Source organism: Streptomyces sp. NPDC047853, from assembly GCF_043204535.1.
Lineage (GTDB): Bacteria > Actinomycetota > Actinomycetes > Streptomycetales > Streptomycetaceae > Streptomyces.
In genome coordinates, this window is the sequence record NZ_JBIDCI010000005.1 from 431,036 (window position 1) to 456,980 (window position 25,945).

A 25,945-nucleotide genomic window follows, 5' to 3' on the forward strand; every position below is an offset into this window, starting at 1 on the left:
TCCGGCACGACACCCTGGAGGGCGGGCGCTCCGCGGGGCGCCCGCCCTTCGCGTGTCCCGGATGCCCGGGGGTCAGTCGCAGGTGAGGGTGCGGGACTCGGGCAGGGACGCGGTGATCCGGGCGCGTTGGGCGGCGAGGGCCTCCTCGCCGGTGATCACGGTGTCCGGGGTGTCGCCGTACCGGGGGACGCCGATCAGCGCGTGGTCCCCGGCCGACAGGCGGGCCGTGGTGTCGTCCAGGACGAAGGTCATCGGCTCGTCCGCCGGGGTCACCGGGTCCGCCGCGTCCGCCCCGTCCGGCCGAGCCTCCGGCTTGTAGGAGCGGGTCACGTCGAGGGTGATCCGGTGCGTGCCGGTGCCCGGCAGGGGTTCGGCGCCGGTCACCGTGCCCTCGGCCACCACCCGCGCGCAGGCCAGGTAGCGGGGGCTGCCGAAGGCGACACCCGCCTCGGCGGAACCGGCCCGCTTGTCGTCGGCGGCGGCGCTGTCGGCCCCCGTGTCGGTCGCGCCGCCGCCCCGCACCACCAGCCACCCCAGCCCCGCCATCACCGCGCCGGCGCAGGCCACCGCGAGGGTGCCGAGGGCCAGGGCGAAGGGGCGGCGCCGGGGGCGGCGGGCGGGCCGCGCCACCGGGGCGGCCCCGCGGGCGGGCGGCGGCCCGCCCAGCGACCGTCCGAGGACGCCCAGCTGCTCGCGCAGCAGCGCCACGTCGGCCGTCGCCGACCGGTACGCGGCCTCCGCGTCCGCGTCCGCCCCGGGCGGCAGCGGCTCACCCGTGATCGCGGCCATCAGCGCGTCGTCCCCGGCGGGACGCTGTCCGGCGGCCATCTCACACCACCTCGTCCTCGTGCAGGCGGGCCCGCAGTGCCCGTACCGCCGTGTGCAGCCTGCTCTTGACCGTGCCCTCGGGTATCCCCAGCTCCTCGGCGATGCCGCGCACCGGCAGATCGGCGTAGAAGCGCAGGACGACGACCTGGCGCTGGGCGTCGGGCAGCTCGTCCAGACCCTGGGCGACGGCGAGGGAGAGCACGCTGGTGTCCTCCCCGGAGGGGTGCTCCGTCTGGCGCAGCGCGGCGAGGCGCTCGCCCAGCCGGTCCTGGCGGCGCCTGGCCCGGTGCCAGTCCATGGCCAGGTTGGAGGCGACGACCGCCGCCCACGCGGACACGTCGCGCGGTGCCTCCCGTCCGCTCGCCGTGCGCTCCAGCAGCCGCAGGCGGACCTGCTGCACCCCGTCCGGCAGGTCCGCCTGCGGTACCCCGCCGAGCGCGAGCACCGCGCGCACCCGGCGTTCCTGGGCCGCGTCCAGGGGGTCGTCGAGCACGGCGTCCCCCTGGCCGCGGCGGGCCCTTCTGCGCAGCACAGCCACCCCTCCCCTCGCCGCGTTTCCCCTAGGACGCCGGCGGGGCCCGAAACGTTCGCCCGTACGGGCCGCTTTCGGGTGGGAGGCGTACGTCACATCGTCGTGTGGGTCCGGAGGGGATGGGCAGGGACGGAACAGCACAGCTTGCGGCGCGGTGGCCGCCCGAGGGGAATTTCTGCAGCTCAGCGGGGGTTTTCCGGGCAGGACGGTGCCCGCTGCCCGCGGTGCCGCGTCCCACGGTGCGGGCACCCCGCGCAAAGAAGTGGACAGGCGGGCCGGACTGAGCCCCATGATGGAAAAGTCTCGGCCGAGCACAACGCGCGTGGAGACACGGGCACGAACGGAGAAGGAGTCACTGTGAGGGTCGGAATCGTCGGAGCCACCGGTCAGGTCGGCACGGTCATGCGCAGGATCCTCGCGGAGCGCGACTTCCCGGTCACCGAGCTGCGCCTGTTCGCCTCGGCCCGCAGCGCCGGCAAGGAGCTGGACGGTGTGACGGTGGAGGACGCGGCCACCGCCGACTACTCCGGCCTGGACATCGTGCTGTTCTCCGCGGGCGGCGCCACCTCCAAGGCGCTGGCCGAGAAGGTCGCCGCCCAGGGCCCGGTCGTGATCGACAACAGCTCCGCCTGGCGCCGTGACCCCGAGGTCCCCCTGGTGGTCTCCGAGGTGAACCCGCACGCGATCGCCGACCGTCCCAAGGGCATCATCGCCAACCCGAACTGCACCACGATGGCCGCGATGCCGGTGCTGCGTCCGCTGCACGCCGAGGCGGGCCTCGAGGCCCTGGTCGTCGCCACCTACCAGGCCGTGTCCGGCTCGGGCCTGGCCGGCGTGGACGAGCTGTTCGAGCAGGTCCAGAAGGTCGGCGCGGACGCGCCCAAGCTCACCCACGACGGCTCGGCGGTGGAGTTCCCGAAGCCGGACAAGTACGTGGCGCCGATCGCGTACAACGTGCTGCCGCTGGCCGGCTCGATCGTCGACGACGGCCTCCACGAGACCGACGAGGAGCAGAAGCTCCGCAACGAGTCCCGCAAGATCCTGGAGATCCCGGAGCTGAAGGTCTCCGGCACCTGCGTGCGCGTGCCCGTCTTCAGCGGCCACTCCCTCCAGATCAACGCCCGCTTCGCCCGCCCGATCAGCGTCGAGCGCGCCAAGGAGCTGCTGGCCGGTGCCCCCGGCGTCGCGCTCACCGAGGTGCCGACCCCGCTGGAGGCGGCCGGCCAGGACCCCTCGTACGTGGGCCGCATCCGCCAGGACGAGACCGTCGAGCACGGCCTCGCCCTGTTCGTCTCCAACGACAACCTGCGCAAGGGCGCGGCCCTGAACGCGGTGCAGATCGCGGAGCTGGTGGCGGCGGAGCTGAAGGGCTAGTCCCGCCGCACCTCGTAGAGGAAGCAGCCGTACTCGACGGCCCGGACGTGGACGAACGCCACGGCCGGGTCGTCGAACGCTTCCCGGAGGGCGGGCGCGAACCCGTCGGGGTCCTCGACCAGCCGCCCGCCGAGGATGCGCCCGTCGCCCGAGTAGCGGCGCAGGACCCGGTGCGCGCCGGTGAAGGCGAGGCCGTCCGCCTCCGGCCCCGCGCACTCCTCGGCGTGGACGAAGACCGGGCCCTGCTCGTCGTAGGCGCCCGGGTCGGCGCCGGTCCGGGCGGCCCAACGGCGCAGCGGGGCGTACGAGACGAGCGCGATCCTCTCCCCGGGGCGGCTGCGGCGCAGGCAGCAGCGCAGCGGGGCGCCGCCCTCGCCGTCGGTGAACGGGGCGGGGACACGGCCCGCGTCGTCGGTGGTGCGCAGGTCCTTCAGAACGGCCGGTGCAAGAGGCCGTGCGGTGTAGTGCTGCATGGCCCCAGGCTCGCGCGCGCCCGGGGGCACGCACCGGCGGGAAATGGACATCGCGTTCGGTACGCGCCACGTGGAAGGATGGCGCAACCCACCCATAACGAGGAGATGACCGCGTGCCTGGCACAAACCTGACTCGCGAAGAAGCGCGGCAGCGGGCGGAGCTGCTGACCGTTGACTCGTACGAGATCGAACTCGACCTCACCGGCGCGCAGAGCGGGGAGGGGACCTACCGGTCCGTGACCACGGTGCGCTTCGACGTCGCGGAGACCGGCGACGGCGGCGGCGAGTCCTTCATCGACCTGGTCGCGCCGACGGTCCACGAGGTGACGCTCAACGGCGACGCCCTCGATCCCGCCGAGGTGTTCCAGGACTCCCGCATCGCGCTGCCGGGGCTGCTGCCGGGCCGCAACATCCTGCGCGTGGTCGCGGACTGCGCCTACACCAACACCGGCGAGGGCCTGCACCGCTTCGTCGACCCGGTCGACGACCAGGCCTACCTCTACACGCAGTTCGAGGTGCCGGACGCGCGCCGGGTGTTCGCCTCCTTCGAGCAGCCCGACCTCAAGGCGACCTTCCAGTTCACGGTGCGCGCGCCCGAGGGCTGGACGGTCATCTCCAACTCGCCCACCCCCGAGCCCCAGGACAACCTGTGGGTCTTCGAGCCGACCCCGCGCATCTCTTCGTACATCACGGCCCTGATCGTCGGCCCGTACCACTCGGTGCACAGCGTGTACGAGAAGGACGGCCAGTCGGTGCCGCTCGGCATCTACTGCCGGCCCTCGCTCGCCGAGCACCTCGACGCGGACGCCATCTTCGAGGTGACCCGGCAGGGCTTCGAGTGGTTCCAGGAGAAGTTCGACTACCGGTACCCCTTCGCCAAGTACGACCAGCTCTTCGTGCCGGAGTTCAACGCGGGCGCGATGGAGAACGCGGGCGCGGTGACCATCCGGGACCAGTACGTCTTCCGTTCGAAGGTGACGGACGCGGCGTACGAGGTGCGGGCGGCGACGATCCTGCACGAGCTGGCGCACATGTGGTTCGGCGACCTGGTCACCATGGAGTGGTGGAACGACCTGTGGCTGAACGAGTCGTTCGCCACCTACGCCGAGGCCGCCTGCCAGGCCGACGCGCCGGGCTCGAAGTGGCCGCACTCCTGGACGACGTTCGCCAACCAGATGAAGACCTGGGCGTACCGGCAGGACCAGCTGCCGTCCACGCACCCCATCATGGCGGACATCAGCGACCTGGACGACGTGCTCGTCAACTTCGACGGCATCACGTACGCCAAGGGCGCCTCCGTGCTCAAGCAGCTCGTCGCGTACGTCGGTGAGGACGCGTTCTTCCAGGGGGTGCAGGCCTACTTCAAGCGGCACGCGTTCGGCAACACCCGCCTGTCCGACCTGCTGGGCGCGCTGGAGGAGACCTCCGGCCGCGACCTGAAGACCTGGTCGAAGGCGTGGCTGGAGACGGCCGGCATCAACGTGCTGCGCCCGGAGATCGAGACGGACGGCGAAGGGGTCATCACCTCCTTCGCGATCCGCCAGGAGGCCCCGGCGCTGCCGGCCGGCGCCAAGGGCGAGCCCACGCTGCGCCCGCACCGCATCGCGATCGGCGCCTACGACCTGGACGCGAACGGCAAGCTGGTGCGCGGCGACCGCGTCGAGCTGGACGTGGACGGCGAACTGACGGCCGTTCCGGAGCTCGTCGGCAAGGCCCGCCCGGCGGTGCTGCTGCTCAACGACGACGACCTGTCGTACGCCAAGGTCCGCCTGGACGAGCAGTCGCTGGCCGTCGTCACCGAGCACCTCGGCGACTTCACCGAGTCGCTGCCGCGCGCCCTGTGCTGGGCGTCGGCCTGGGACATGACCCGGGACGCCGAGCTGGCGACCCGGGACTACCTGTCGCTGGTCCTCTCCGGCATCGGCAAGGAGTCCGACATCGGCGTGGTGCAGTCGCTGCACCGCCAGGTGAAGCTGGCCATCGACCAGTACGCCGCCCCGGCCGCCCGCGAGACGCTGCTCGCCCGCTGGACCGAGGCCACGCTGGCCCACCTGCGGGCCGCCGAGGCGGGCAGCGACCACCAGCTGGCGTGGGCGCGGGCCTTCGCGGCGACGGCCAGGACGCCGGAGCAGCTCGACCTGCTGGACGCGCTGCTGGACGGTACGACGACGATCGAGGGCCTGGCCGTCGACACCGAGCTGCGCTGGGCGTTCGTGCAGCGGCTGGCGGCCGTGGGCCGGTTCGGCGGTTCGGAGATCGCGGCCGAGTACGAGCGGGACCGCACCGCCGCCGGTGAGCGCCACGCGGCGACCGCGCGGGCCGCCCGCCCGACCGAGGCGGCCAAGGCGGAGGCCTGGGAGTCGGTCGTGGAGTCCGACAAGCTGCCGAACGCCGTACAGGAGTCGGTGATCGCCGGCTTCGTCCAGACCGACCAGCGCGAGCTGCTGGCGGCCTACACGGAGCGGTACTTCGAGGCGCTGAAGGGCGTCTGGGAGTCCCGTTCGCACGAGATGGCGCAGCAGATCGCGGTCGGTCTGTACCCGGCGGTGCAGGTGTCGCGGGAGACCCTGGACCGCACGGACGCCTGGCTGGCCTCCGCCGAGCCGAACGCGGCCCTGCGCCGCCTGGTCTCGGAGTCCCGTTCGGGCGTCGAGCGCGCCCTGCGGGCGCAGGAGGCGGACGCCGCGGCGGCCGACGCGTAGCCGCCCGCTCCCCCGAGGGGCGTCCGGTGCCTCCTGGCACCGGGCGCCCCTTCGCCGTCCCAGCGGTGTGCGGGTGGCCGCCGGTCGGGCGGTGGGCGGGCCTGCCCCGAGGACGTGAGCCTGCGAGCCGCCACCGGTCGGCGGCGGTGTCCCGGGCTGCTCCGGGGCCGCGCCGACCGCCTACCCGGGGGCCGCGGGGGCCCGCGCTCCGCCGGGGCGGGGCGTGGCGGCCGTGCGGAGGGCGGCCAGCACCCTGCCCACCGCCGTGCCCACCCCGGTGCCCTCCCCCGCTCCCCTGCGCACGGCCGCCACGACGTGCCGGACGGGACGGTCCGCGCGCAGCTCGCGCATGACCACCCCGTCCCGCGGGACCGCGGCCATGCGCGGTACCAGGGCGACCCCCATGCCCGCCTCCACCATCGCGAGGATCGCCGTCCAGCCGGCCGCCGTGTGCGCCTGCTCCGGCCGGAACCCGGCCGCCTCGCAGGCTCCGCGCGTGATGTCGGACCAGGGCCCGCTGCCGCCGAAGATCCACGGCTCGGTGGCGAGGTCGGCCAGTCGCAGCCCCTGCGCGCGGGCCAGCGGGTGGTCGCCGGGCAGGGCGACGTCCAGCGGGTCGGCGAGGAGCGGGACGCGGGTGAAGCGGGGGTCGGCGGCGGTGGGCGCGTGGGCCGCCAGGGACAGGGCGAGGTCCACGTCCCGGGCGGCCAGCAGTTCGTACGCCTCCTGCGCCTCGGCCTCCCGCACCCGCACCACGATGTCGGGGTGCGTCGTCCGCAACGCGGTCACGGACGGCACGACCAGGGCGGGCACGGCGGTGGAGAAGGCGCCGACCCGCACCTCACCCGCCTCGCCCCTCAGGTGGGCCGCGAGTTCCGCGTCGGCCTTCTCCAGCCGCTCGAACACGGCGTCGGCGTGCCGCAGCACCAGGTGGGCCGCGTCCGTCAGCCGGACCCGCCTGCCCTGGGCCCGGAGCAGCTCCACGCCCAGGTGCCGGGAGAGGTTCGTCAGCTGCTGGGAGACGGCGGACGGTGTCATGCGCAGCGCCTCGGCCGTCGCGGTCACCGTGCCCCGGTCCCGCAGCGTCCGCAGGATCTGCAGCTTGCGGATGTCCCAGTCGGCCATGGCGGCCAACCTATCCGCGTACGGCTCCGGTCACCGGCGCGCCCCCGCGCCGAGGACGACACCGCCGAGGATCAGGGCCATGCAGCCCGCCTGCGCCCAGCCGGTCGGCTCGGCGAGCAGCGCCCAGGACAGCAGGGCGACGCACACCGGCTGGAGGTAGTAGACGATCCCGGCGCGGGCCGGGCCGATCAGGGCGATCGCCTTGTTCCAGGCGAAGAAGGCGACCGCGGAGGAGGCGACGCCGACGTAGAGGAGGGGCAGGACGGTCTCCGGTGCCGGGCTGAAACCGCCCTGGACGGCGAGGCTGACGCCCTGGGCGGGCAGCAGCAGGACCGTGCCGAACAGGAACGTGGTGAAGAGGAACCCCGCACCGTCCAGACCGGCGGGCCTGCGGCGCAGCAGCGCGCTGTACGACCCGAAGCAGCAGGCGGCGACGATCATCCACAGGTCGCCCGCCGAGAACGACGTCCCGCCGCCGACCAGCAGCAGCACGCCCGCGCAGGCGACGAGGAGCCCGGCGACGCGGCGGGCGCCGAGCCGTACGCCGCCCGCCCGTTCGAAGACCGCCATCAGCACCGGGGAGGCCGCCATGATCATGCCCATGTTGGCGGCGAGGGTGGTGACTCCGGCCTGGTTGACGAGGGTGTTGTAGACGGCCACGCCGAGCAGGGAGGCGAGGAGCACGAAGCCGAGGTGGCGCCGGATCAGCGCCCGCTGCCGCCAGGCCCGCCGGGCGCCGAAGGGGGCGACGACGGCGAGCGCGATCACCCAGCGCCAGAACGCGTGCTGGACGGGCGGGACGCTGTCACCGAGGGCGCGGGAGGTGACGAAGCTGCCGGACCAGACGACGGTGGCGAGTACGGCGAGTCCGATCCCGAGGGTGACGGGGGCGGCCGACGCGGAGACGCGGGCGGAGGTGGGCGCAGGGGTGGGGGTGGCGGGGGTGGCGGTGGTGGTCCGGCGGTCGGCTACGGCCACGGAGGTCCTTTCGGCGGCGGTGGCGTGGGGGATGGCCCTACCGTCGCAGCGCCGGACCCGTCAGGTCCATCGAATCTTTTCGACCGTTCTCTGTAGCAGAACTGAAAGAAGGGGGGAGAGGAGTACGGGCGGGCGGTCCGGCGGCGGCCTTCGCACCCGGCGCCAGCTGACCCGCCAGGGTCGCCCCGAAGGCCAGCGCCATGCCCGCCATCTGCACCGGTGTCAGGGCCTCCCCGAGCGCCGCCCAGCCGACGACGGCGGCGGTCAGCGGGGACAGCGGACCGAGGAAGGTGACCTGGGTGGCGGTCAGCCGCCCGATGCCGCGGAACCAGAGCCAGTACGCCATCGCCGTGCCGGCCAGCGCCAGGTAGAGGTAGCCGCCGACCGCCGCGCCGTCCAGCGCGGGCGGGGGCCCCTCGGCCAGGAAGGCGAGCGGGGCGATGAGCAGGCCGCCCGCGGTCAGCTGCCAGCCGGTCAGCGCGAGCGGGCCGACGCCCTCGGGACGGCCCCACCGCTGGGTCAGCACGATGCCGGCCGACATGGAGACGGTGGACGCGAGCGCCGCCAGCACGCCGAGCGTGTCCAGCGTGCCGGCCGCCTGGAGCACCACGAGGCTGACGCCGAACGCGGCGACGACCCCGGCGAGCACGGACCGGGCGGCGGGCCGCTGCCCCAGCAGGAGCGCCGAGAGCGCGACGACGCACAGCGGGCCGGCGGAACCGACCGCGGCGGCCGTGCCGCCCGGCAGCCGGTACGCGGCGAGGAACAGCAGCGGGAGGAACACCCCGATGTTCAGCGCGCCCAGCACCGCGGCCTTCCCCCACCAGGCGCCGCGCGGCAGCACCCGGGCGAGGGCGAGCAGCAGCAGCCCGGCGGGCAGGGCGCGCATCAGCGCCGTGAACAGGGGCCGGTCGGGCGGCAGGAACTCGGTGGTCACCGCATAGGTGGTGCCCCAGGAGACGGGGGCGAGGGCGGTCAGGGCGATGAGGACGGGACGGTTCGCGGGCATGGGGAGCCTCTCCAAGTCGGTCGGCAATAAGTAGCTTACCGCTAAGCTACTTATTGAGAAGCAACTTTCTTGCGGGCGATCTGCCGACCGTCGATACTCGGTCCATGAGTGAGCGCCCCCAGCAGCGGACCGAGCGGCACCGGGACCCGGTCGACGCGATCATCGGCCAGTGGGCGGAGGTCCGACCCGACCTCGACACCGCGGCGATGGAGGTCTTCGGCCGGATCAACCGGCTCTCGCGCGCGATCGGCGACCGGATGGAGAAGGCCTACGCGCGCTTCGGCATCGCCCGCGGCGAGTTCGACGTCCTGGCGACGCTGCGCCGCTCCGGGGAGCCGTACGCGCTCTCGCCCCGGCAGCTCTCGGCGACCCTGATGCTCACCACCGGCGGCATGACGGGCCGCCTCGACAAGCTGGAGCGGGCCGGGCTGCTGTACCGCTCGCCCGACCCGCACGACCGGCGGGCCCTGCGGGTCACCCTCTCCGACGAGGGACTGCGGCTGGTGGACGAGGCGGTCGGCGCGGGTCTCGCCGTGCAGACCGAGGCGCTGTCCGCGGCCCTGGACGCCGGACGGACCGGGCAACTGGCCGACCTGCTGCGCGATCTGCTGGCCGCCACCGAGCGGTAGCGGGCCCCGCGTACGCCGAGGGCGCCGGTCCCGCGCACACGGCGTGCGAACGGTGGGACCGGCGCCCTCGGTGGAGAAGGTGCGGTGGCGGTCAGGCCTTGGCGTCGGCCTTGGGCCGGGTCTTGATGTTGCGGGAGGTCACGCGGTGCTCCTCCTTGGACTTGTCCAGCACCACCACCAGGCCCGCGATGATCACGAACAGCGCGATGGGGGCCAGGACGTAGAGACCCAGCGTCTCGACGACGCTCAGGCCGGTGCCGGGGTCGTCGCCGTCGTCGCGGGTCAGCGCGAGCGCGGGGGACGACATGAGCAGCATCATCAGCGTCGTACCGGCTGCCAGGGCGCCGGCGCGCAGGGCGTTCTTCTTGTCCACGGTGCAAAGTTAGCGAACGGCCGTCGGGGGCGCGCGCCCGGGGTGCCCGTACGGGGCCGCGGGGCGCGCCGCTCAGCCGCCCGCGCGGTCCCGCACCACCTCGATCAGCGCGTGCAGCCGGGGGGAGGCGGCCAGGTCCTCCAAGGTCACGGGGCGGCCGTCGGCGTCGGCGACGGGCAGCCGCCAGTTCGGGTACTGGTCCCAGGTGCCGGGCAGGTTCTGCGGGCGGCGGTCCCCGACGGCGTCCGGGAGCCAGATCCCGGCCATCCGGGCGGGGGTGCGCAGCAGGAAGCGGTGGACGGCCTGGATGCCCGCCTCCTCGGAGGGGGCTCCGGTGTCACCGCCGGTGCCGTGCAGCAGGCCGAGCCGGGCCAGCACCTCCAGCCACTCGGCCGTGTCCGCCGCCGCCTCGGCCCGCTCCTCCTCCAGCGGGCGGGTGAGGAGGCCGAGGCGGTCGCGGAGTTCGACGTGCTCGCCGGTGAGACGGGCGGCGGTGGACGGCAGGTCGTGGGTGGTGGCGGTGGCCAGGCAGTCGGCACGCCACCGCTCCGGCGGCAGGGGACGGCCGTCGCCCGCCCAGTCCCGCTCGAACCAGAGCACCGAGGTACCGAGCACCCCGCGCTCGCGCAGCGCCTCGCGCACACCCGGCTCCACGGTGCCCAGGTCCTCACCGATGACCACGGCGCCGGCCCGGCCGGCCTCCAGGACGAGGACGGCGAGCATCGCCTCGGCGTCGTAGCGGACGTAGGTGCCCTCGGTGGGCGGGTGGCCCTCGGGGACCCACCAGAGCCGGAACAGGCCCATGACGTGGTCGATGCGCAGGGCTCCGGCGTAGCGGAACAGCCCCCGCAGCAGGCGCCGGAAGGGCGCGTAGCCACAGGCGGCCAGGCGGTCGGGGCGCCAGGGTGGCAGGCCCCAGTCCTGGCCGCGGGCGTTGAAGGCGTCGGGCGGCGCGCCCACCGACATGCCGGCGGCGAAGTACTCCTGCTGCGCCCACGAGTCGGCGCCGCGCGGGTGCACGCCCACGGCGAGGTCGTGGACGATCCCGACCGGCATGCCGGCCTCGCGGGCCGCGTACTGGGCGGCGGTGAGCTGGGTGTCGGTGAGCCAGGTGAGGCGGGAGTGGAAGTCGACGCGGTCCATCAGCTCGGTGCGGGCCCGGTGGGTGTCGGCCGAGCGGGGGTCGCGCAGGCCCTCGGGCCACCGGTGCCAGTCGGCGCCGTGGGTCTCGGCGAGCGCGCACCAGGTGGCGTGGTCCTCCAGCGCGGTGCCCTGTTCGGCGAGGTAGTCGCAGTAGGCGGCCCGGCGGCCGGGGGCGAGGGGGACCTCCAGGAGCAGCTCCGCGGCCTCGCGCTTGAGGTCCCAGACGGCGTCCCGGTCGATCAGGGCGCCCTGCTCCAGGACGGCCTCGCGCAGCCGTCCGGCCCGCTCCTGGAGGGCGCGGACGCGCTCGGGGTCGGTGACGTACGCGAACTCGGGTACGTCCTCGATCCGCAGGTGGACGGGATCGGGGAAGCGGCGCGAGGAGGGCCGGTACGGGGACGGGTCGGTGGGTGCGCCGGGTACGGCCGCGTGCAGCGGGTTGACCTGGACGAACCCGGCGCCGAGGGCGCGTCCGGCCCAGGCGGCCAGTTCACCGAGGTCGCCGAGGTCGCCCATGCCCCAGGAGCGGCGGGAGAGCAGGGAGTAGAGCTGGACGAGGAGGCCGTAGGAGCGGGCGGCGGGGACGGGCAGGCGGGCGGGCGCGACGATCAGGTGGGCGCCGGCGGTCCGGCCGTCGGGCGCGGTGGCGGTCAGCCGGTGGACGCCGGGCGGGAGCCGGTCGGCGTCGACGCGGGCCTCGCCCCCGCCGGTCTCGACGGTCTCGCCCCCCTCGGTCTCGATCCGCAGCCGGATGCCCGCGGGCAGCGCGGCCAGGGCGGCAGGGGTGCCGCCGTCGCTCCAGGCGACCACGGTGGGCGGCAGCAGGCGCTCGCGCAGCTCGGTCTCACGGGCGGTCAGCGCGGCGCGGACGGCCCGCGGGGTGCCCGCGTCCACGCCCAGGGCGGCCAGCGCGAGGATGACGGCGGTGGCCGAGGCCGGGACGGTGCGGTCCGGCGACGGGCTGTAGGAGGTGGCGACGCCGTGCAGGGCGGCGAGCCGGGTCAGATCCTCGGAAAGGTCCTCGGCGGCGGGCTCGGCCGGCCGGGCTGCTGGCATCGATGACCTCTACGACCTCGTGGGTTCCGGGACGGCGAAGGAGGGGCCGCCCTGCTCCGGCACGTCCGCCGTGAGCTCGGGCGAGGACTCGCTGGTCAGGGGCACGGCGTCGGCGAACGGGGACTCGCTGGTCAGAGGCTCGGCGTCCGGTAGCGGCGGTTCGCTGGTGAGGGGGGTCTCGGCGCAGCTTCCGGTGGCGCCGAAGACGCAGTAGTGCGGGGTGTCGGAGGCGGCGGAGGGATCGGACCAGGGTGTGGACGGCTCCGCCACGGGTTTGGACGGTGCCGGGAGCAGCAGGGGTGCCGGTGCAGCCACGGGGTTCTCCTTCGGTCGAGCGGTGTCGGTCCTCGGCGGGCTCTGCCGAGCACGCTTTCGGCGGGTTACGGCAGCCCTACCCAGTCCGCGCGCGGACAGACGCCTCAGCACCGACAACGTGCTCCTGGTCACATCGCACCCCCAAGAATCCTTCTCGGATGTGTGTAAATCACCCACCTAACCCTTTCGGGGACCACCCAAACCGGTCACGAGAGCGAGCGCCGGCGACTCGCCGTGCTCGGTGAAGGCGTACGCGGTCGAGGAGCGGACGGGGACTGCGGCCGTCGCCGGCCCCGGAAGAAAGATCCCGCCAACTATTCACTCAGTACATGTACTCAGTGAATACTGGGCGCCATGAGCACCCGTCACATCCTGCTGGGGCTGCTCGCCTCGGGGCCGAGCCATGGCTACGACCTGAAGCGACGCCACGACGAACGCTTCCCCCAGGCCCGTCCGCTGGCCTACGGGCAGGTCTACACGACCCTCCAGCGCCTGGTCCGGGACGGCCTCGCGGAGGTCGACGGCACCGCGTCCGACGGCGGCCCGGAACGGACGGCGTACCGCGCGACGGCCGAGGGCACGCGCGAGCTGGCGCGGTGGGCGGGTGAGGTCGCGCCGCCCGCCCCCTTCGTGACGAACGAGATCTTCGCCAAGGTCGTCGTCTCGATCCTCACCGGCGCGGACGCGGGCGCCTACCTGCTGGCCCAGCGCGCCGCCCACATGGAGCGGATGCGGGAGCTCACGGCGGTCAAGACGGCCTCCGGCACGGACCTGGCGACCGTGCTCTCGGCCGACTACGGCCTCAACCACCTCGACGCCGACCTCCGTTGGATGACCACCACGGCGGCCCGGCTCACCACTCTGACCGCGGAGGTCCGCACAGCATGACGAGCGGGGACACGAACGGGACCACGGCGGGGCCGCTGCTGGCGGCCCGCGACCTGGTGAAGGTCCACGGCAGGACCGAGGCCCTGCGCGGTGCCTCGGTGGACCTGCGGGCCGGCGAGATCCTCGCCGTGACCGGGGCCAGCGGCAGCGGGAAGTCGACGCTGCTGCACTGCCTGGCCGGGATCGTCCGGCCGGACGCCGGATCGGTGACGTACGGCGGTGAACGGTTGCAGGAGCTGCCGGAGAAACGGCTGAGCACGCTGCGCCGCACCGACTTCGGCGTCGTCTTCCAGTTCGGGCAGCTGATCCCGGAGCTGACGGCGCTGGACAACGTGGCGCTGCCGCTGATGCTGGCCGGCACCGGCCGCGCCGAGGCGCGGGCGCGGGCCGGCGAGTGGCTGGAGCGGTTCGGGGTGCGCGGGCAGGGGGAGTCGCGGCCCGGCGAGATGAGCGGAGGACAGGCGCAGCGGGCGGCGCTGGCCCGCGCGCTGGTCACCGGCCCGAAGGCGGTCTTCGCGGACGAGCCGACCGGGGCGCTGGACTCGCTGGCGAGCGAGCAGGTGATGACGACGCTGACGCACACCGTCCGGGAGACGGGCACGGCGGTGCTGCTCGTCACGCACGACGCCCAGATGGCGGCGTACGCGGACCGCGAGGTCCAGCTGCGGGACGGCACCGTGGCACCGCTGGGGGTGGCGGCGTGAGCGCGTGGGACACGGTGGTGACGGACGTCCGGCTGGCCCGGCAGCTCGTGCGCGGGTCGGACCGGCGGGAGTGGTGGCGGATCTCGCTCACGGCGGCGGGCGCCGCGCTCGCGACGGGGTGCGCGCTGGCGGCGGTCACACTCGCGTCGGTCCCCGCCGGTCACACGGTCTCCGCCTTCCACGGCCTGCTGAGCGGCGTGGGGACCCGTGCCGGGGTGATCACCGGTCTGTTGCTGTTGCTGTTGCCGGTGCTGGCCTTCCTGGGTCAGTGCGCCCGCATCGGCGCCGTGCACCGCGACCGGCGGCTGGCGGGGCTCCGGCTGGCCGGGGCGACGCCGTGGCGGGTGCGGCGGATCGCCGCGCTGGAGACGGGGTTGGCGTGCCTGGTGGGCTCGTCGGTGGTGACCGTCTTCGGCGTCCTGCTGCTGCTCCGCCTGTGGAGCGCGACGACCGCGCAGACCTGGGTGGGGATCACCCTGGTCGCGGTCGGTGTGCCGGTGCTGGGCGCGGTGGTGGGGGCGCTGGCACTGCGCCGGGTGGTGGCCTCGCCGCTGGGCCTGGTACGCCGGGCCGGCCCGGGTACGGGGCGCGGGCCCGCGCTGCTGTTCCTGGGTGCGCTGCTGCTGGTGGCGGTGGCGGCCCTGCTCACGGCGGCCACCACCGGCTCCGGTCCGGGCGGCGGGGACCGCTGGCGGGCTCCCCTGACCGTGTTCGCCCTCGTCGTCGCGTTCGGCGCCGGCTCGGTGTGGCTGTCCGGGGCCGCGGCGCGGCTCACCGGGCGGCTGCTCGCCGGGCGGGCCCGGACGGCGGCACCGCTCATCGCGGCCGGACGCCTGCGCGACGACCCGTGGGCGCCGGCCCGCAGCCACGCGGCGGTGATGCTGGTGACGGTCGCCGGCACGGTCTTCCTGTGCGTCCGGCACACGATGCTCACCGAACTGCGCACCCGGGAGTACCACCTCGGCGCCGACCTGGAGTACTACACGACCGGCCTGGACCTGGCCGGCGCCGCCGTCCTCCTCGGCCTGGCGATCGCCCTGTCCGGACTCGCCGTGGGCACCGCCGAGTCCCTCACCTCCCGGCGCCGGACGCTGGCTGTCCAGGTCGCCGCGGGAGTGCCGCGCGCGGTCCTGAACCGGGCGCTGCTCCTGGAGACGGCCCTCCCGCTCGCCCCCGCCCTCCTGCTGGCCGGCGCCGGGGGCATGGCGGCGGGCGCCTGGTACTCGTCCCTCACCGGGACCGGCTCGCTGCCGTGGACGGCGCTGCTGGTCGCTCCCGCGGTGTACACGTCCTGCCTGCTGTCGGCGGCGACGGCCCTGCCCCTGCTGGGGCGGTCGGTGCGGCCGGGGGAGCTGCGGTACGCGTAGCGCCGCGGGGGGCGCCGAATGTCCCCTACGCTGGGCAGAAGTGGACCCCTGCACAATCGGAGGAGCCCTGTGACCGTGACCGCCGACCGGCCCCAGATGACCGTCCAGGAGTTCGAGGAACTCGCCGTCCATGCCGCCCGGAGCATAGAAGGCGCACGGCTCGAGTTCATCAACGGACACCTTGGGGGGAAGGCCGTGCCTGACGGCGACCACGGCAGCATCATCGAATGGCTCACACGCGTCTGCATGCAGCAGCGTCCGGAGCTGTGGCTCGACTCTCACCAGGGTCTGACCGTTGAGACCTACCGCGAGGGTCGCGCGCGCCCCGACGGCTCCCTGACCCCAAGCCACGCCTTCGCCGGCGCCCGCGAATGGGCCGATCCCACCCCCGTCCTCATGGTCGTCGAGGTCACGTCCTACGACTCCGACACCGACCGGCGCGACCGTGTCGAGAAGCCGCGCGCCTATGCCGAGACCGGCATCCCGGTGTACCTGCTGATCGACCGGGACACCTGTGAGGTCAAGGTGCACAGCCGGCCGGACGGCGGGCGCTACGAGACCGTGCAGACGCTGCCCTTCGGCAAGCAGGTCGCCCTGCCCGAGCCGGTCGGGATCGTTCTGGACACCGAGCCGCTGAAGAACTGGGTGCGCTGACCCGCACGGCCGCGCAGGCGAAGGCCCGGACCGTCAGGCGGAGATGCCGTCGATCCGGGCCATGGCGTCCTCCGCGCCGTAGGGCTGCAAGTACGGCAGCCAGCGCGGGTCCCGGTGGCCCGTGCCGATGATGCGCCAGGCCAGGCCGGTGGGCGGGGCCGGTTTGTGGCGCAGGCGCCAGCCGATCTCCCCGAGGTGGCGGTCGGCCTTGACGTGGTTGCAGCGGCGGCAGGACGCCACCACGTTGTCCCAGGCGTGCAGGCCACCGCGGCTGCGCGGGATGACGTGGTCGACGCTGGTGGCGACGGCACCGCAGTACATGCACCGGCCTCCGTCACGGGCGAAGAGCGCCCGGCGGGTGAGCGGGACGGGCCCCCGGTAGGGGACCCGCACGAACCGCTTGAGCCGGACCACGCTGGGTGCGGGCACGGTGACGGTCGAGCTGTGCAGGTAGGCGCCGGACTCCTCGAGGCAGACGGCCTTGTTCTCGAGGACGAGGACGAGCGCGCGGCGGAGCGGTACGACGCCGAGTGGCTCGTACGACGCGTTGAGGACCAGGACATGCGGCACGGATGCCTCCTTGTACGCCGGCGGCGCGTGGCTCGCGCCGGGACGATCCGTAGTCAGTTTCCCCTCATGGCCGCGGGAAGCGCCACCATGTCCCGGTAACGGGCTGGGAGTGTTTTCGACCACACCTCATGCATCCCCCGGAGCCTGACCAGTTCAAGCGCGCGTGAGCGCTGTCTCTCCCGACCGTTTCGGGACGGTCCGTGCCCGGTGCCCCGTTAGTGTGGTCCATCTGCCCGTCCGGTGACCTTTCCGTGACCTCGACCGGACCTCGGAGGACGGGCCGCCGCATCTGGAGGTGCCCACCGTGTCCCTGTCCGCCGCCGTCCTGTCGGCCGCCGGCTCGTCGCCGTCGCCCTCTCCGTCCCCGACGGCCCCGTCGGTGCCCTCCCTCCGGGACGCCCACGAGAGCGCGACGAACGCCGCCGGGTGGGTCGAGGAGAACTGGTCGACGTGGCTCGCGATCGGCCTGCGGGTGCTGCTGATCGTGGTGATAGCCGCGGTGCTCAGAGCGGTGGTCCGGCGGGCGATCACCAAGCTGATAGACCGCATGAACCGCACGGCCGGCACGATGGACGGCACCGCGCTGGGCGGCCTGCTGGTCAACGCCGAGCGGCGCCGCCAGCGCTCGCAGGCCATCGGCTCGGTCCTGCGCTCCATGGCCAGCTTCGTCATCCTCGGCACCGCCGCCCTGATGGTCCTCGGCACCTTCCAGATCAACCTGGCCCCGCTACTGGCCTCCGCCGGTGTGGCGGGCGTCGCGATCGGCTTCGGCGCCCGCAACCTGGTCACCGACTTCCTGTCCGGCGTCTTCATGATCCTGGAGGACCAGTACGGCGTCGGCGACAGCATCGACGCGGGTGTGGCCGCCGGCGAGGTCGTCGAGGTCGGGCTGCGGGTGACCAAGCTGCGCGGCGACAACGGGGAGATCTGGTACGTCCGCAACGGCGAGGTCAAGCGGATCGGCAACCTCTCCCAGGGCTGGTCCACGGCCGGAGTCGACGTGACGGTCCGCTCCGACGAGGACCTGGACAAGGTGAGGGAGGCCATCGCCGCGGTCGGCGAGCGGATGGGCAAGGAGGAGCCCTGGAACGAGATGCTCTGGGGCCCGATCGAGGTCCTCGGCCTGGACTCCGTGCTGCTCGACTCCATGGTGGTGCGGGTCTCCGCGAAGACCATGCCCGGCAAGTCCCTCACCGTCGAGCGCGAGCTGCGCTGGCGCATCAAGCGGGCCTTCGACGCGGCCGACATCCGGATCGTCGGCGGCCCCGAACTGCCGGTCCAGGCGACCGAGGCGGCCGACCCGACCGCGGGTGTGGCGGCCCCCTCGGCGTACGCGAGCACCGTGTCGCCGCAGTCCGTGGCGGCGTCCCCGATCACCCCGCCGAACACCACCAAGTAGCGGCACGGCACGCCCTCCCCGCCCCCGGACCGACGCCCTCGTCGGACCGGGGGCGGTCTCTTGACGCCCCCTCCCGGGCGGCCTACGTTTCTCAGTCAACAGGAAAGTTTCCTAACAATCGCCGTCACTGGAAGCCGACCGGTCGAGAGGCAGGTGGGGACACGCATGGCGGGAACCGCCGGCACGCCGGGCACCCCACGCGTCCTGCGCGCCATGAACGACCGGGCCGCACTCGACCTCCTGCTGGAGCACGGCCCCCTGTCCCGTGCCCGGCTCGGCAGGCTCACCGGCCTGTCGAAGCCGACCGCCTCCCAGCTGCTGGCCCGCCTGGAGGCGGCCGGGCTGGTCCTGGCCGGCGGCACGACGGAGGGGCGCCCCGGCCCCGGCGCCCAGCTCTACGAGGTCAATCCGGCCGCCGCCCACGCCGCCGGACTCGACGTCACCCGGGACCGCATCCTCGCCGCGGTCGCCGACCTCACCGGTCGCACGGTCGGCCGGTACGAGCTGCCCACCCCCGGCCGGCGCGCCGCCCGCCCGGTCGTCCGGCAGGTCACGGACGCCCTGGACGGCGCGGTGAAGGCGGCCGGGCTCGTCCGCGCCGACGTGCACCGCCTCGTCATCGGCACCCCGGGCGCCTTCGACCCGGGCACCGGCATGCTGCGCTACGCCTCGCACCTGCCCGGCTGGCACTCCCCCACCCTCCTGGACGAACTCGCCGCCGCCCTGCCCGTGCCGGTCGAGTACGAGAACGACGTGAACCTCGCCGCGATGGCCGAACAGCGGCTCGGTGCCGCCCGGGGCCACGAGGACTTCGTCCTGCTGTGGAACCAGGAGGGCCTCGGTGCCGCCCTGGTCCTCGGCGGCCGCCTGCACCGCGGCTGGACCGGCGGCGCCGGCGAGGTCGGCTTCCTGCCGGTGCCGGGCGCCCCGCTGGTCCGCAAGGTCGGCCGCACCGGCAGCGGCGGCTTCCAGGAGCTGGCCGGGGCTCAGGCCGTCCCCCGGCTCGCCCGCGAGCTGGGCATCGACCCGGTGCCGCCCGGCCCGTACACCGAGTCGGCGGCCGCGCTGCTCGCCACGGCCGCCGCCCACCCCGGCGACGCACGGCACCAGCGCCTGCTCCAGACCTACGCCACCCGTCTCGCCACCGGTCTCGCCTCGCTCGTCTCCGTCCTCGACCCCGAGCTGGTGGTCCTCAGCGGTACGGCCCTCGCCGCCGGCGGCGAGCCGCTGCGCGCCCTGGTCCAGGCCGAGCTGGAGGAACTGGCCGCGCCCCGGCCGCGCCTGGTCGTCGGTGACGTGACCGACGACCCCGTCCTGCGCGGCGCGCTCGTCAGCGCCCTCGCGACCACCCGCGACGAGGTCTTCGACACCTCGCGCCGACCCCGGCGCTCCGCGTCACCGTCCCTGCCCGGAAAGGATCGATGACTGCATGAAGCTCACCGTGGTCGGCGGCGGCTCGACCTACACGCCCGAACTGATCGACGGGTTCGCCCGGTTGCGGGACACGCTGCCCGTCGAGGAGCTGGTCCTCGTCGATCCGGCCGCGGACCGGCTGGAGCTGGTGGGCGGCCTCGCCCGCCGCATCTTCTCCCGGCAGGGGCACGACGGCCGTGTCGTCACCACCTCCGACCTGGACGCGGCCGTGGACGGCGCCGACGCGGTCCTGCTCCAGCTGCGCGTCGGCGGCCAGGCCGCCCGGCAGCAGGACGAGACCTGGCCCCTGGAGTGCGGCTGCGTCGGCCAGGAGACGACCGGCGCCGGCGGCCTCGCCAAGGCGCTGCGCACCGTGCCGGTGGTGCTGGACATCGCCGAGCGGGTCCGGCGGGCCAACCCGGACGCGTGGATCATCGACTTCACCAACCCGGTCGGCATCGTGACCCGCGCCCTGCTGCGGGCCGGGCACCGGGCGGTCGGCCTGTGCAACGTGGCGATCGGCCTCCAGCGCAAGTTCGCGGCGCTGCTCGGGGTGGCGCCCGCCGACGTCCACCTCGACCACGTCGGCCTCAACCACCTCACCTGGGAGACCGCCGTCCGGCTCGGCGGCCCCGGCGGCGAGGACGTCCTGCCCCGGCTGCTGACGGAGCACGGGGACACCGTCGCCGCCGACCTGCGCCTGCCCCGCCCGCTCCTGGACCGCCTCGGCGTCGTCCCCTCCTACTACCTGCGCTACTACTACGCGCACGACGAGGTCGTGGACGAACTGCGCACCAAGCCGTCCCGGGCCGCCGAGGTGGCCGAGATGGAACGGCGGCTGCTGGAGATGTACGGCGACCCGGCCCTGGACGAGAAGCCCGCCCTGCTGGCCGAGCGGGGCGGGGCCTACTACTCGGAGGCGGCCGTCGACCTGGCCGCCGCCCTGCTCGGCGGCGCCGGCTCCCCGTACCAGGTGGTGAACACCCTCAACCGGGGCACGCTGCCCTTCCTCCCCGACGACGCGGTGATCGAGGTACCGGCGGCGGTGGGCGCCGAGGGCGCGGTCCCGCTGCCGGTGGCGGCCGTGGACCCGCTGTACGCGGGGCTGACGGCGAGCGTGACGGCGTACGAGGACCTGGCCCTGGACGCGGCCCTGCGCGGCGGCCGGGACCGGGTGTTCCGGGCGCTGCTGGCCCACCCCCTCGTGGGTCAGTACGGGCATGCCGAGCGGCTCACCGACCGGCTGATCGCGCACAACCGGGAGCACCTGGCGTGGGTCTGACCGCGAGCGTCCTCGCCGTCGACGCGGGGAACAGCAAGACCGACGTGGCCGTGGTGACGGCGGGCGGGGAGGTCCTCGCCACGGCCCGCGGCGGCCCCTTCCGGCCGCCCGCCGTGGGTGTCGAGCGGGCCGTGGACGCCCTCGGCGAGGCGGTGGCGCGGGTCTTCGCCGCGGCCGGCGTCACCTCCGTCGACCAGGTGTCGGCGTGCCTGGCCAACGCGGACCTGCCCGTGGAGGAGGAGCAGTTGGCCGCCGCGCTGGGCGCGCGCGGGTGGGGCGCGGACGTGGACGTGCGCAACGACACGTTCGCGGTCCTGCGCGCCGGTGTCGACGAGCCGCGCGGCGTCGCGGTCGTGTGCGGGGCCGGCGTCAACTGCGTCGGCATGCGCCCCGACGGCCGCACCGCCCGCTTCCCGGCCGTCGGGCGGCTGTCCGGCGACTGGGGCGGCGGCTGGGGGCTGGCCGAGGAGGCGCTGTGGCACGCGGCGCGGGCGGAGGACGGACGCGGCGGGCCCACGGAGCTGGCCCGGACCCTGCCCGCGCACTTCGGGCTCGGCTCGATGTACGCCCTCATCGAGGCCCTGCACCTGCGGCGCGTCGAACCCGTCCGGCGGCACGAGCTGACCCCCGTGCTGTTCGCCACGGCGGCCGACGGCGACCCGCTCGCGCGGGGCATCGTCGACCGGCAGGCCGACGAGGTGGTGGCCATGGCCGCGGTCGCGCTGACCCGGCTCGACCTGCTGGCCGAGGAGACGCCGGTCGTGCTCGGCGGCAGCGTCCTGGCGGCACGGCACCCGCAACTCGACGGCCGGGTACGGGAGCTGTTGGCGGCCCGCGCCCCGAAGGCCGTCCCGCGGGTGGTGACGACGCGACCCGTCCTGGGCGCGGCCCTGCTGGGCCTGGACCGCGTGGGGGCCGCTCCCGGGGCCCGGGCGCGACTGCGGGCGCACTTCGACGCCTGAGCGGGGCCCGAAGTCCGGACCCGGCCCGCGCCCCGTGGAACCGACCCGCTTCCGGCGGCGTATTCATGGGCAGGGGTGGTGCGTTGCTCCGGGATCGGAGCAAGATCGTGCGAAGGCCGGTGCGAATGTCGTCGCGGGCAGCGATACTTGCGGCGACGGAAGACCACGGGGGAGGTCGGCAGTGACTCGACCGCAGACGGGCGGCGCGGCGCCACCGCCCGGCACCGGCGCGCCCACGCCGCCCGCCGCGCCCCCGCGGCCCCGGCCGCTTCCGGAGCAGCGCTCGGGCGGCAACGCCCCTGCCGTCCCCCCGCCGCCGGTGCCCCGGCGCACCGCCTTCGCCGAGGGCGTGGACCGGCTGCGCGCCGCGGCCGTGACCGAGCCGGGGCGGCTGCGGATCATCGGCGCGCTGCTGGCCGCGCTCGTCGTCGCCTTCGGCGCCGTCACCGCCTGGCAGATGAGCGAGCGGTCCGCCGCCGCCGACGACGTGCTCCACCGCAGCCAGCCGCTGAGTTCGGCCGCGGCCGGCGTCTACCGCTCACTCGCCGAGGCCAACACCGCCGCGTCCAGCGGCTTCCTCGCCGGCGGCCAGGAGACGAAGGCCGCCCGCGAGGAGTACGAGAGCGCGGTCCGGGCCGCCGCGGAGGGGCTCGTGAAGGCCGCCGCGGACTCCGAGGCGGACTCCCCCGCCGAGGCGACCATCACCGAACTCAACCGCCTCCTGCCCGAGTACAAGGGCCTGGTCGAGCGGGCCCGCACCTACAACCGCCAGGGCTTCCCGGTCGGCGGCGCCTACCTGCGCTACGCCAACGAGAAGATGCAGAAGCAGATGCTCCCCGCGGCGGAGGACCTCTACACGAGCGAGAACCGGCGGCTCGGCGCCGACTACGCCGACGCGAAGCCCTACCCCTGGGCCGCGATCGCCCTCGGTGTCCTCGCCCTCGCGGCCCTGGGCTGGGCGCAGCGCCGCCACTACCGGCGCACCCACCGCGTCCTGAACCACGGCCTGGTCGCCGCCACGGCCGCCTCGGCGATCGTCCTGCTCTGGCTGGTCGCCGGCCACAGCGTCGCCCGGTCCAGCCTGAACGACTCCCAGGAGCACGGGGTGCGCTCCCTGAACGCGCTGAACGGGGCCCGCATCGCCTCCCTCAAGGCCCGGGGCAACGAGAACCTCACCCTGGTGGCGCGCGGCGCGGAGACGAGGAAGGTCGGCGACCGGACGTACGACGCCTACGACCTCGACTTCGAGAAGAACATGAAGACCCTCGGCGAGGGCCTGGCCGAGGCGCGGCGGCTCGCCGACGACAAGGCGGGCGAGCAGCCGGTCGACCGGGCGAACGGCAACATGGCCGAGTGGAGGAAGCGGCACGCCTCGGCCCGTGAGCAGGACGAGAACGGCAACTACCAGCAGGCGCTGGACCTCGTGATCGGCGGCAAGGGCGCCACGGCCGAGTGCTTCGACGGCGTGGACGACTCGCTCGACACGGCGCTCGGGCACGAGGAGGCCGAGTTCGTGCGGGCGGCGGGCGACGGTCTGGACGCGATGCGGCCCCTGCCGGTCGCGGCCGGCGTCCTCGCCGCGGTGGGCGTGGCCGGTGCGCTCCTGGGCATCGGCCGCAGGCTGTCGGAGTACCGGTGAAGCGGCGCTCGGGCCCGCGGGCCAGGGGGCGAGGATGCCCGTGAAAGGGGGCGTGAGGATGCGCGCACAACGGCTCCGGACGGGACTGAAGGGCTGGGGCGGGGTGGGGGCGATGGCCTTCGCCTGCACCCTCGCGGTGCTGTTCGCCCTCCTCCTGCCGGTGCTCCGCTCGCACGACACGGGCGGGCAGACCGGTGCGGACGGGCAGACCGGTGCGGGCGGCCACGGCGGCACCCTGGGCGGTCAGGCGCGCGCCGCGCAGGAGTGCGCGGACCCCGAGAAGCAGACCCTGGCACCCTCCGACGCCGACGGCCCCACCATCGACGCGATCCAGAACCGGCGGGGCGAGAAGCGCAAGCTGATCGTCGGCGTCGACCAGAACAGCTACCGCTGGGGCTACCGCGACCCGAACAGCGGCGGTGACGCCGAACTGGAGGGCTTCGACATCGATCTGGCGCACCGCATAGCGCAGGACGTCCTCGGCGACCCGGACGCCGTGCAGTTCAAGGCGATCCCCACCAACCAGCGCGAGCCCGCCATCGAGAACGGCCGGGTCGACATGGTGGTCCGCACCATGACCATCAACTGCGCGCGCCTGGAGAAGGTCGCCTTCTCGGCACCGTACTTCCGCACCGGACAGCAGCTGCTGGCCCCCAAGTCCTCGGCGATCACCGGCTACGACGGCACGCTCGCCGGCAAGAGGATCTGCACGGCGGCCGGTTCCACCGCGCTCAGCACGCTGGAGCAGGACCAGGAGGACGGCAGGCTGGCCGCCGACACCGACCTGGGCACCACCGTCCCCAACCAACTCGACTGCCTGGTCAGGCTCCAGCTCGGCGAGGTCGACGCGGTGGTCACCGACGGCGCGCTCGCCGCCAGCCAGGCCGCGCAGGACCCGACGGTCCAGCTCAAGGGCGACGCCTTCACCACGGAGTACTACGGCGTGGCGATGAAGAAGGACGCCGACGATCTGGTACGCCGGGTCAACCACGTCCTGAGGGAGTGGCGCGCGGACCGGGCCGGGGGCTGGCAGGACTCGTACGAGGCGTGGCTGAAGCCGACGATGGGGGACGACCCGGCGAAGTCGGAGCCACCGGCCCCGGAGTATCTGCGCACGAGCTGACCGCCCGGCGCAGCGCAGGGAAGAGCACGCACAAGTCCGCGACAGCGAGGGGTGATCGATGGGCGACACGGATCCCACCGGGCCGGTGATGGACCGGGACGAGGTGGACCGTGCGCTGGCGCGGCTCGGCGCGGAGCACGAGGCGATCGAGACCTCGCTCCTCGCCCTCCAGGACCACGCGGGCCGCAGACTCCTCGAAGGCGCCTCCCTGACCGGAGTGACCGCCGAGCGCTGGACCGCCGCCGAGGCGTCGATCACGCACCTGTGGAACTGCTTCGACGCGTACACGGGTGCGCTGCGCACCGCCCGGGAGATCCGCTCCCGGCGCCGCTGGTCGAGCCGCGAGGACCTGGCCGAGCTGACCGAGCTGCTGCGCGGCGAGGCCGTCACGATGGCCGGGGGCGCCGCCGCGGGCACGCCCGCGGCCGACGGCGGTCCGGGCCGGCTGAGCGAGCGGTACTCGCTGGCCGCCCTGGTGGACCGGATGAACCAGTTGTACGCCGGCTCCCTGGACATGGTGGTCGCCGCCGACGCGGTGTGGTCGGCGCTGCCCGCGCGGATCGACCTCCTCGCCGCGGAGCTCCGGCGCACCCGCGAACTCGCGCACTCCGTGGGCGTCCGCCCCGGCGAGCACCCGGCCGGCGACGACCTGGAGCGGATCACCCGCACCCTGACGCGGCTGCGCGAGCAGGTGGTCTCCGACCCGCTGGCCTACTGGACGCCGGCCGAGGGCAGTTCGGCGCCCGGGGGCGGCCGCCCGGACACCACGGTCTACGACCGTCAGGCGCGGGCCCTGGAGGACGTGCGCCGCGAGATCGACGCCGTGCTGGCCGTGCGCCAGGACGCCGAGCAGCGGATCGTGCGGCTGCGGGACCTGCTCTCCCGGGCGGACCGCACGCTCGCCGAGGCCCGCACCGCGCGCGGCGAGGTGCTGGCGAAGATCGCCGCGACGGAGGTGCCGGTCGTCAGCGGGCCGCCGACCGTGCTGCAGGAGCAGCTCGCGGCGGCCGCCGAGTACCGCCGGCACGCCCAGTGGCACCGCCTGTCCCCGCTCCTGGAGTCCCTGGAGGAGAAGGCGGAGGACGAACTGCTGCGCGCCCGCGAGTCGCTGACGGCGGTGACCGCTCCGCTCGCGGTCCGCGCGGAGCTGCGCGGCCGGCTCGACGCGTACAAGGCGAAGGTGGCCCGGCTCGGTTTCGCCGAGGACCCCGAGCTGGCGGAGAAGTACGAGAAGGCCCGCCGCATGCTGTGGAGCGCGCCCTGCGACCTGCGCGTCGCCGGGCAGGCCGTGCTGCGCTACCAGCACGCGGCGGCCGAACTGCTCGGCTCCGTCCCGCGCGTGCCCGGTCAGGGCGGGCCGGTGGACCGGACGGGGCCCGGCGCATGAGCGGCCACGGGGAGGGGGCG

General features: G+C 74.6%; 24 protein-coding genes. 14 read left to right on the forward strand and 10 right to left on the reverse strand.

The genetic code is table 11. From position 1 onward, the window contains the following. Window positions 1–72: 72 nt before the first annotated feature. Window positions 73–828: a hypothetical protein gene (locus tag ACGF5T_RS13325; protein ID WP_366768563.1), complete on the reverse strand. Its 756-nt coding sequence runs from the start codon at window positions 826–828 to the stop codon at window positions 73–75. A 1-nt stretch (window position 829) separates the two neighbouring features. Continuing rightward, complete coding sequence (locus ACGF5T_RS13330; RefSeq protein WP_356603435.1) at window positions 830–1,366, reverse strand: sigma-70 family RNA polymerase sigma factor; 537 nt, start codon at window positions 1,364–1,366, stop codon at window positions 830–832. 351 nt (window positions 1,367–1,717) lie between these two features. Here ACGF5T_RS13330 and ACGF5T_RS13335 point away from each other — a divergent pair, with 351 nt between their 5' ends. Then, window positions 1,718–2,734 carry an aspartate-semialdehyde dehydrogenase gene (locus tag ACGF5T_RS13335; protein WP_356603437.1) on the forward strand — a complete coding sequence of 339 codons (1,017 nt, stop codon included), beginning with the start codon at window positions 1,718–1,720 and terminating at the stop codon, window positions 2,732–2,734. Here ACGF5T_RS13335 and ACGF5T_RS13340 read toward each other — a convergent pair. Further along, a complete protein-coding gene (locus ACGF5T_RS13340) occupies window positions 2,731–3,207 on the reverse strand; it encodes a DUF1203 domain-containing protein (protein WP_366768562.1) in 477 nt (158 codons plus the stop codon). The genes ACGF5T_RS13335 and ACGF5T_RS13340 overlap by 4 nt on opposite strands. Window positions 3,208–3,320: 113 nt before the next feature. Between ACGF5T_RS13340 and pepN the strand changes: the two genes are divergently transcribed. Next, window positions 3,321–5,909 carry an aminopeptidase N gene (gene pepN / locus ACGF5T_RS13345; RefSeq protein WP_366768561.1) on the forward strand — a complete coding sequence of 863 codons (2,589 nt, stop codon included), beginning with the start codon at window positions 3,321–3,323 and terminating at the stop codon, window positions 5,907–5,909. A 180-nt stretch (window positions 5,910–6,089) separates the two neighbouring features. Here pepN and ACGF5T_RS13350 read toward each other — a convergent pair whose 3' ends face one another. Genes ACGF5T_RS13350 through ACGF5T_RS13360 form a run of 3 tightly spaced genes read right to left on the reverse strand, consistent with a single transcriptional unit; the run spans window position 6,090 to window position 9,021 of the window. Then, window positions 6,090–7,034: a LysR family transcriptional regulator gene (locus tag ACGF5T_RS13350; RefSeq protein WP_366768560.1), complete on the reverse strand. Its 945-nt coding sequence runs from the start codon at window positions 7,032–7,034 to the stop codon at window positions 6,090–6,092. Window positions 7,035–7,064: 30 nt separating this feature from the next. Further along, on the reverse strand, window positions 7,065–8,012 hold the full coding sequence (locus tag ACGF5T_RS13355; protein ID WP_392887827.1) for a DMT family transporter: 948 nt from the start codon (window positions 8,010–8,012) through the stop codon (window positions 7,065–7,067). A 37-nt stretch (window positions 8,013–8,049) separates the two neighbouring features. After that, entirely contained in the window at window positions 8,050–9,021 is a 972-nt protein-coding gene (locus tag ACGF5T_RS13360; RefSeq protein WP_366768559.1) for an EamA family transporter, read from the reverse strand. Between the two features lie 104 nt (window positions 9,022–9,125). Here ACGF5T_RS13360 and ACGF5T_RS13365 point away from each other — a divergent pair, with 104 nt between their 5' ends. Further along, complete coding sequence (locus ACGF5T_RS13365) at window positions 9,126–9,650, forward strand: MarR family transcriptional regulator (RefSeq protein WP_356603449.1); 525 nt, start codon at window positions 9,126–9,128, stop codon at window positions 9,648–9,650. A 91-nt stretch (window positions 9,651–9,741) separates the two neighbouring features. On the opposite strand, the gene ACGF5T_RS13370 is transcribed toward ACGF5T_RS13365, so the two are convergent. From ACGF5T_RS13370 to ACGF5T_RS13380, 3 genes are all read right to left on the reverse strand, one after another. After that, a complete protein-coding gene (locus ACGF5T_RS13370) occupies window positions 9,742–10,023 on the reverse strand; it encodes a hypothetical protein (protein ID WP_356603451.1) in 282 nt (93 codons plus the stop codon). Between the two features lie 72 nt (window positions 10,024–10,095). Next, the gene (gene malQ, locus ACGF5T_RS13375; RefSeq protein ID WP_366768558.1) at window positions 10,096–12,222 is read right to left on the reverse strand and encodes a 4-alpha-glucanotransferase; all 2,127 of its coding nucleotides are present in this window, start codon (window positions 12,220–12,222) and stop codon (window positions 10,096–10,098) included. Window positions 12,223–12,231: 9 nt separating this feature from the next. Further along, complete coding sequence (locus ACGF5T_RS13380; protein ID WP_356603455.1) at window positions 12,232–12,537, reverse strand: hypothetical protein; 306 nt, start codon at window positions 12,535–12,537, stop codon at window positions 12,232–12,234. 354 nt (window positions 12,538–12,891) lie between these two features. Between ACGF5T_RS13380 and ACGF5T_RS13385 the strand changes: the two genes are divergently transcribed. The 4 genes from ACGF5T_RS13385 to ACGF5T_RS13400 all read left to right on the forward strand — a co-directional run bounded on the left by ACGF5T_RS13385 (window position 12,892) and on the right by ACGF5T_RS13400 (window position 16,150). Next, entirely contained in the window at window positions 12,892–13,425 is a 534-nt protein-coding gene (locus tag ACGF5T_RS13385) for a PadR family transcriptional regulator (protein WP_356603457.1), read from the forward strand. After that, window positions 13,422–14,129 carry an ABC transporter ATP-binding protein gene (locus ACGF5T_RS13390; protein ID WP_366768557.1) on the forward strand — a complete coding sequence of 236 codons (708 nt, stop codon included), beginning with the start codon at window positions 13,422–13,424 and terminating at the stop codon, window positions 14,127–14,129. The genes ACGF5T_RS13385 and ACGF5T_RS13390 overlap by 4 nt, the downstream gene beginning before the upstream one ends. Then, window positions 14,126–15,496 (forward strand): FtsX-like permease family protein, encoded by a 1,371-nt coding sequence (locus ACGF5T_RS13395; protein WP_356603461.1) that lies wholly within the window; start codon window positions 14,126–14,128, stop codon window positions 15,494–15,496. Before ACGF5T_RS13390 ends, ACGF5T_RS13395 begins: the two co-directional genes overlap by 4 nt. Window positions 15,497–15,565: 69 nt before the next feature. Next, window positions 15,566–16,150 (forward strand): Uma2 family endonuclease, encoded by a 585-nt coding sequence (locus tag ACGF5T_RS13400; RefSeq protein WP_361016510.1) that lies wholly within the window; start codon window positions 15,566–15,568, stop codon window positions 16,148–16,150. A 33-nt stretch (window positions 16,151–16,183) separates the two neighbouring features. Here ACGF5T_RS13400 and ACGF5T_RS13405 read toward each other — a convergent pair whose 3' ends face one another. Then, a complete protein-coding gene (locus ACGF5T_RS13405) occupies window positions 16,184–16,720 on the reverse strand; it encodes an HNH endonuclease (protein WP_356603465.1) in 537 nt (178 codons plus the stop codon). Between the two features lie 304 nt (window positions 16,721–17,024). Between ACGF5T_RS13405 and ACGF5T_RS13410 the strand changes: the two genes are divergently transcribed. The 7 genes from ACGF5T_RS13410 (at window position 17,025) to ACGF5T_RS13440 (ending at window position 25,925) form a co-directional block, all read left to right on the forward strand. Beyond that, window positions 17,025–18,119: a mechanosensitive ion channel family protein gene (locus ACGF5T_RS13410; protein WP_356603467.1), complete on the forward strand. Its 1,095-nt coding sequence runs from the start codon at window positions 17,025–17,027 to the stop codon at window positions 18,117–18,119. Between the two features lie 165 nt (window positions 18,120–18,284). Further along, complete coding sequence (locus ACGF5T_RS13415) at window positions 18,285–19,544, forward strand: ROK family transcriptional regulator (protein WP_361016515.1); 1,260 nt, start codon at window positions 18,285–18,287, stop codon at window positions 19,542–19,544. Window positions 19,545–19,548: 4 nt separating this feature from the next. Beyond that, on the forward strand, window positions 19,549–20,814 hold the full coding sequence (locus tag ACGF5T_RS13420; RefSeq protein WP_366768556.1) for a 6-phospho-beta-glucosidase: 1,266 nt from the start codon (window positions 19,549–19,551) through the stop codon (window positions 20,812–20,814). After that, entirely contained in the window at window positions 20,805–21,776 is a 972-nt protein-coding gene (locus tag ACGF5T_RS13425) for a BadF/BadG/BcrA/BcrD ATPase family protein (protein ID WP_361016521.1), read from the forward strand. The genes ACGF5T_RS13420 and ACGF5T_RS13425 overlap by 10 nt, the downstream gene beginning before the upstream one ends. A 181-nt stretch (window positions 21,777–21,957) precedes the next feature. Then, entirely contained in the window at window positions 21,958–23,415 is a 1,458-nt protein-coding gene (locus ACGF5T_RS13430; RefSeq protein ID WP_356603474.1) for a hypothetical protein, read from the forward strand. 58 nt (window positions 23,416–23,473) lie between these two features. Continuing rightward, window positions 23,474–24,538 carry a glutamate ABC transporter substrate-binding protein gene (locus ACGF5T_RS13435; protein WP_356603476.1) on the forward strand — a complete coding sequence of 355 codons (1,065 nt, stop codon included), beginning with the start codon at window positions 23,474–23,476 and terminating at the stop codon, window positions 24,536–24,538. A gap of 58 nt (window positions 24,539–24,596) precedes the next feature. Next, the gene (locus ACGF5T_RS13440; protein WP_366768555.1) at window positions 24,597–25,925 is read left to right on the forward strand and encodes a hypothetical protein; all 1,329 of its coding nucleotides are present in this window, start codon (window positions 24,597–24,599) and stop codon (window positions 25,923–25,925) included. Window positions 25,926–25,945: the final 20 nt, after the last annotated feature.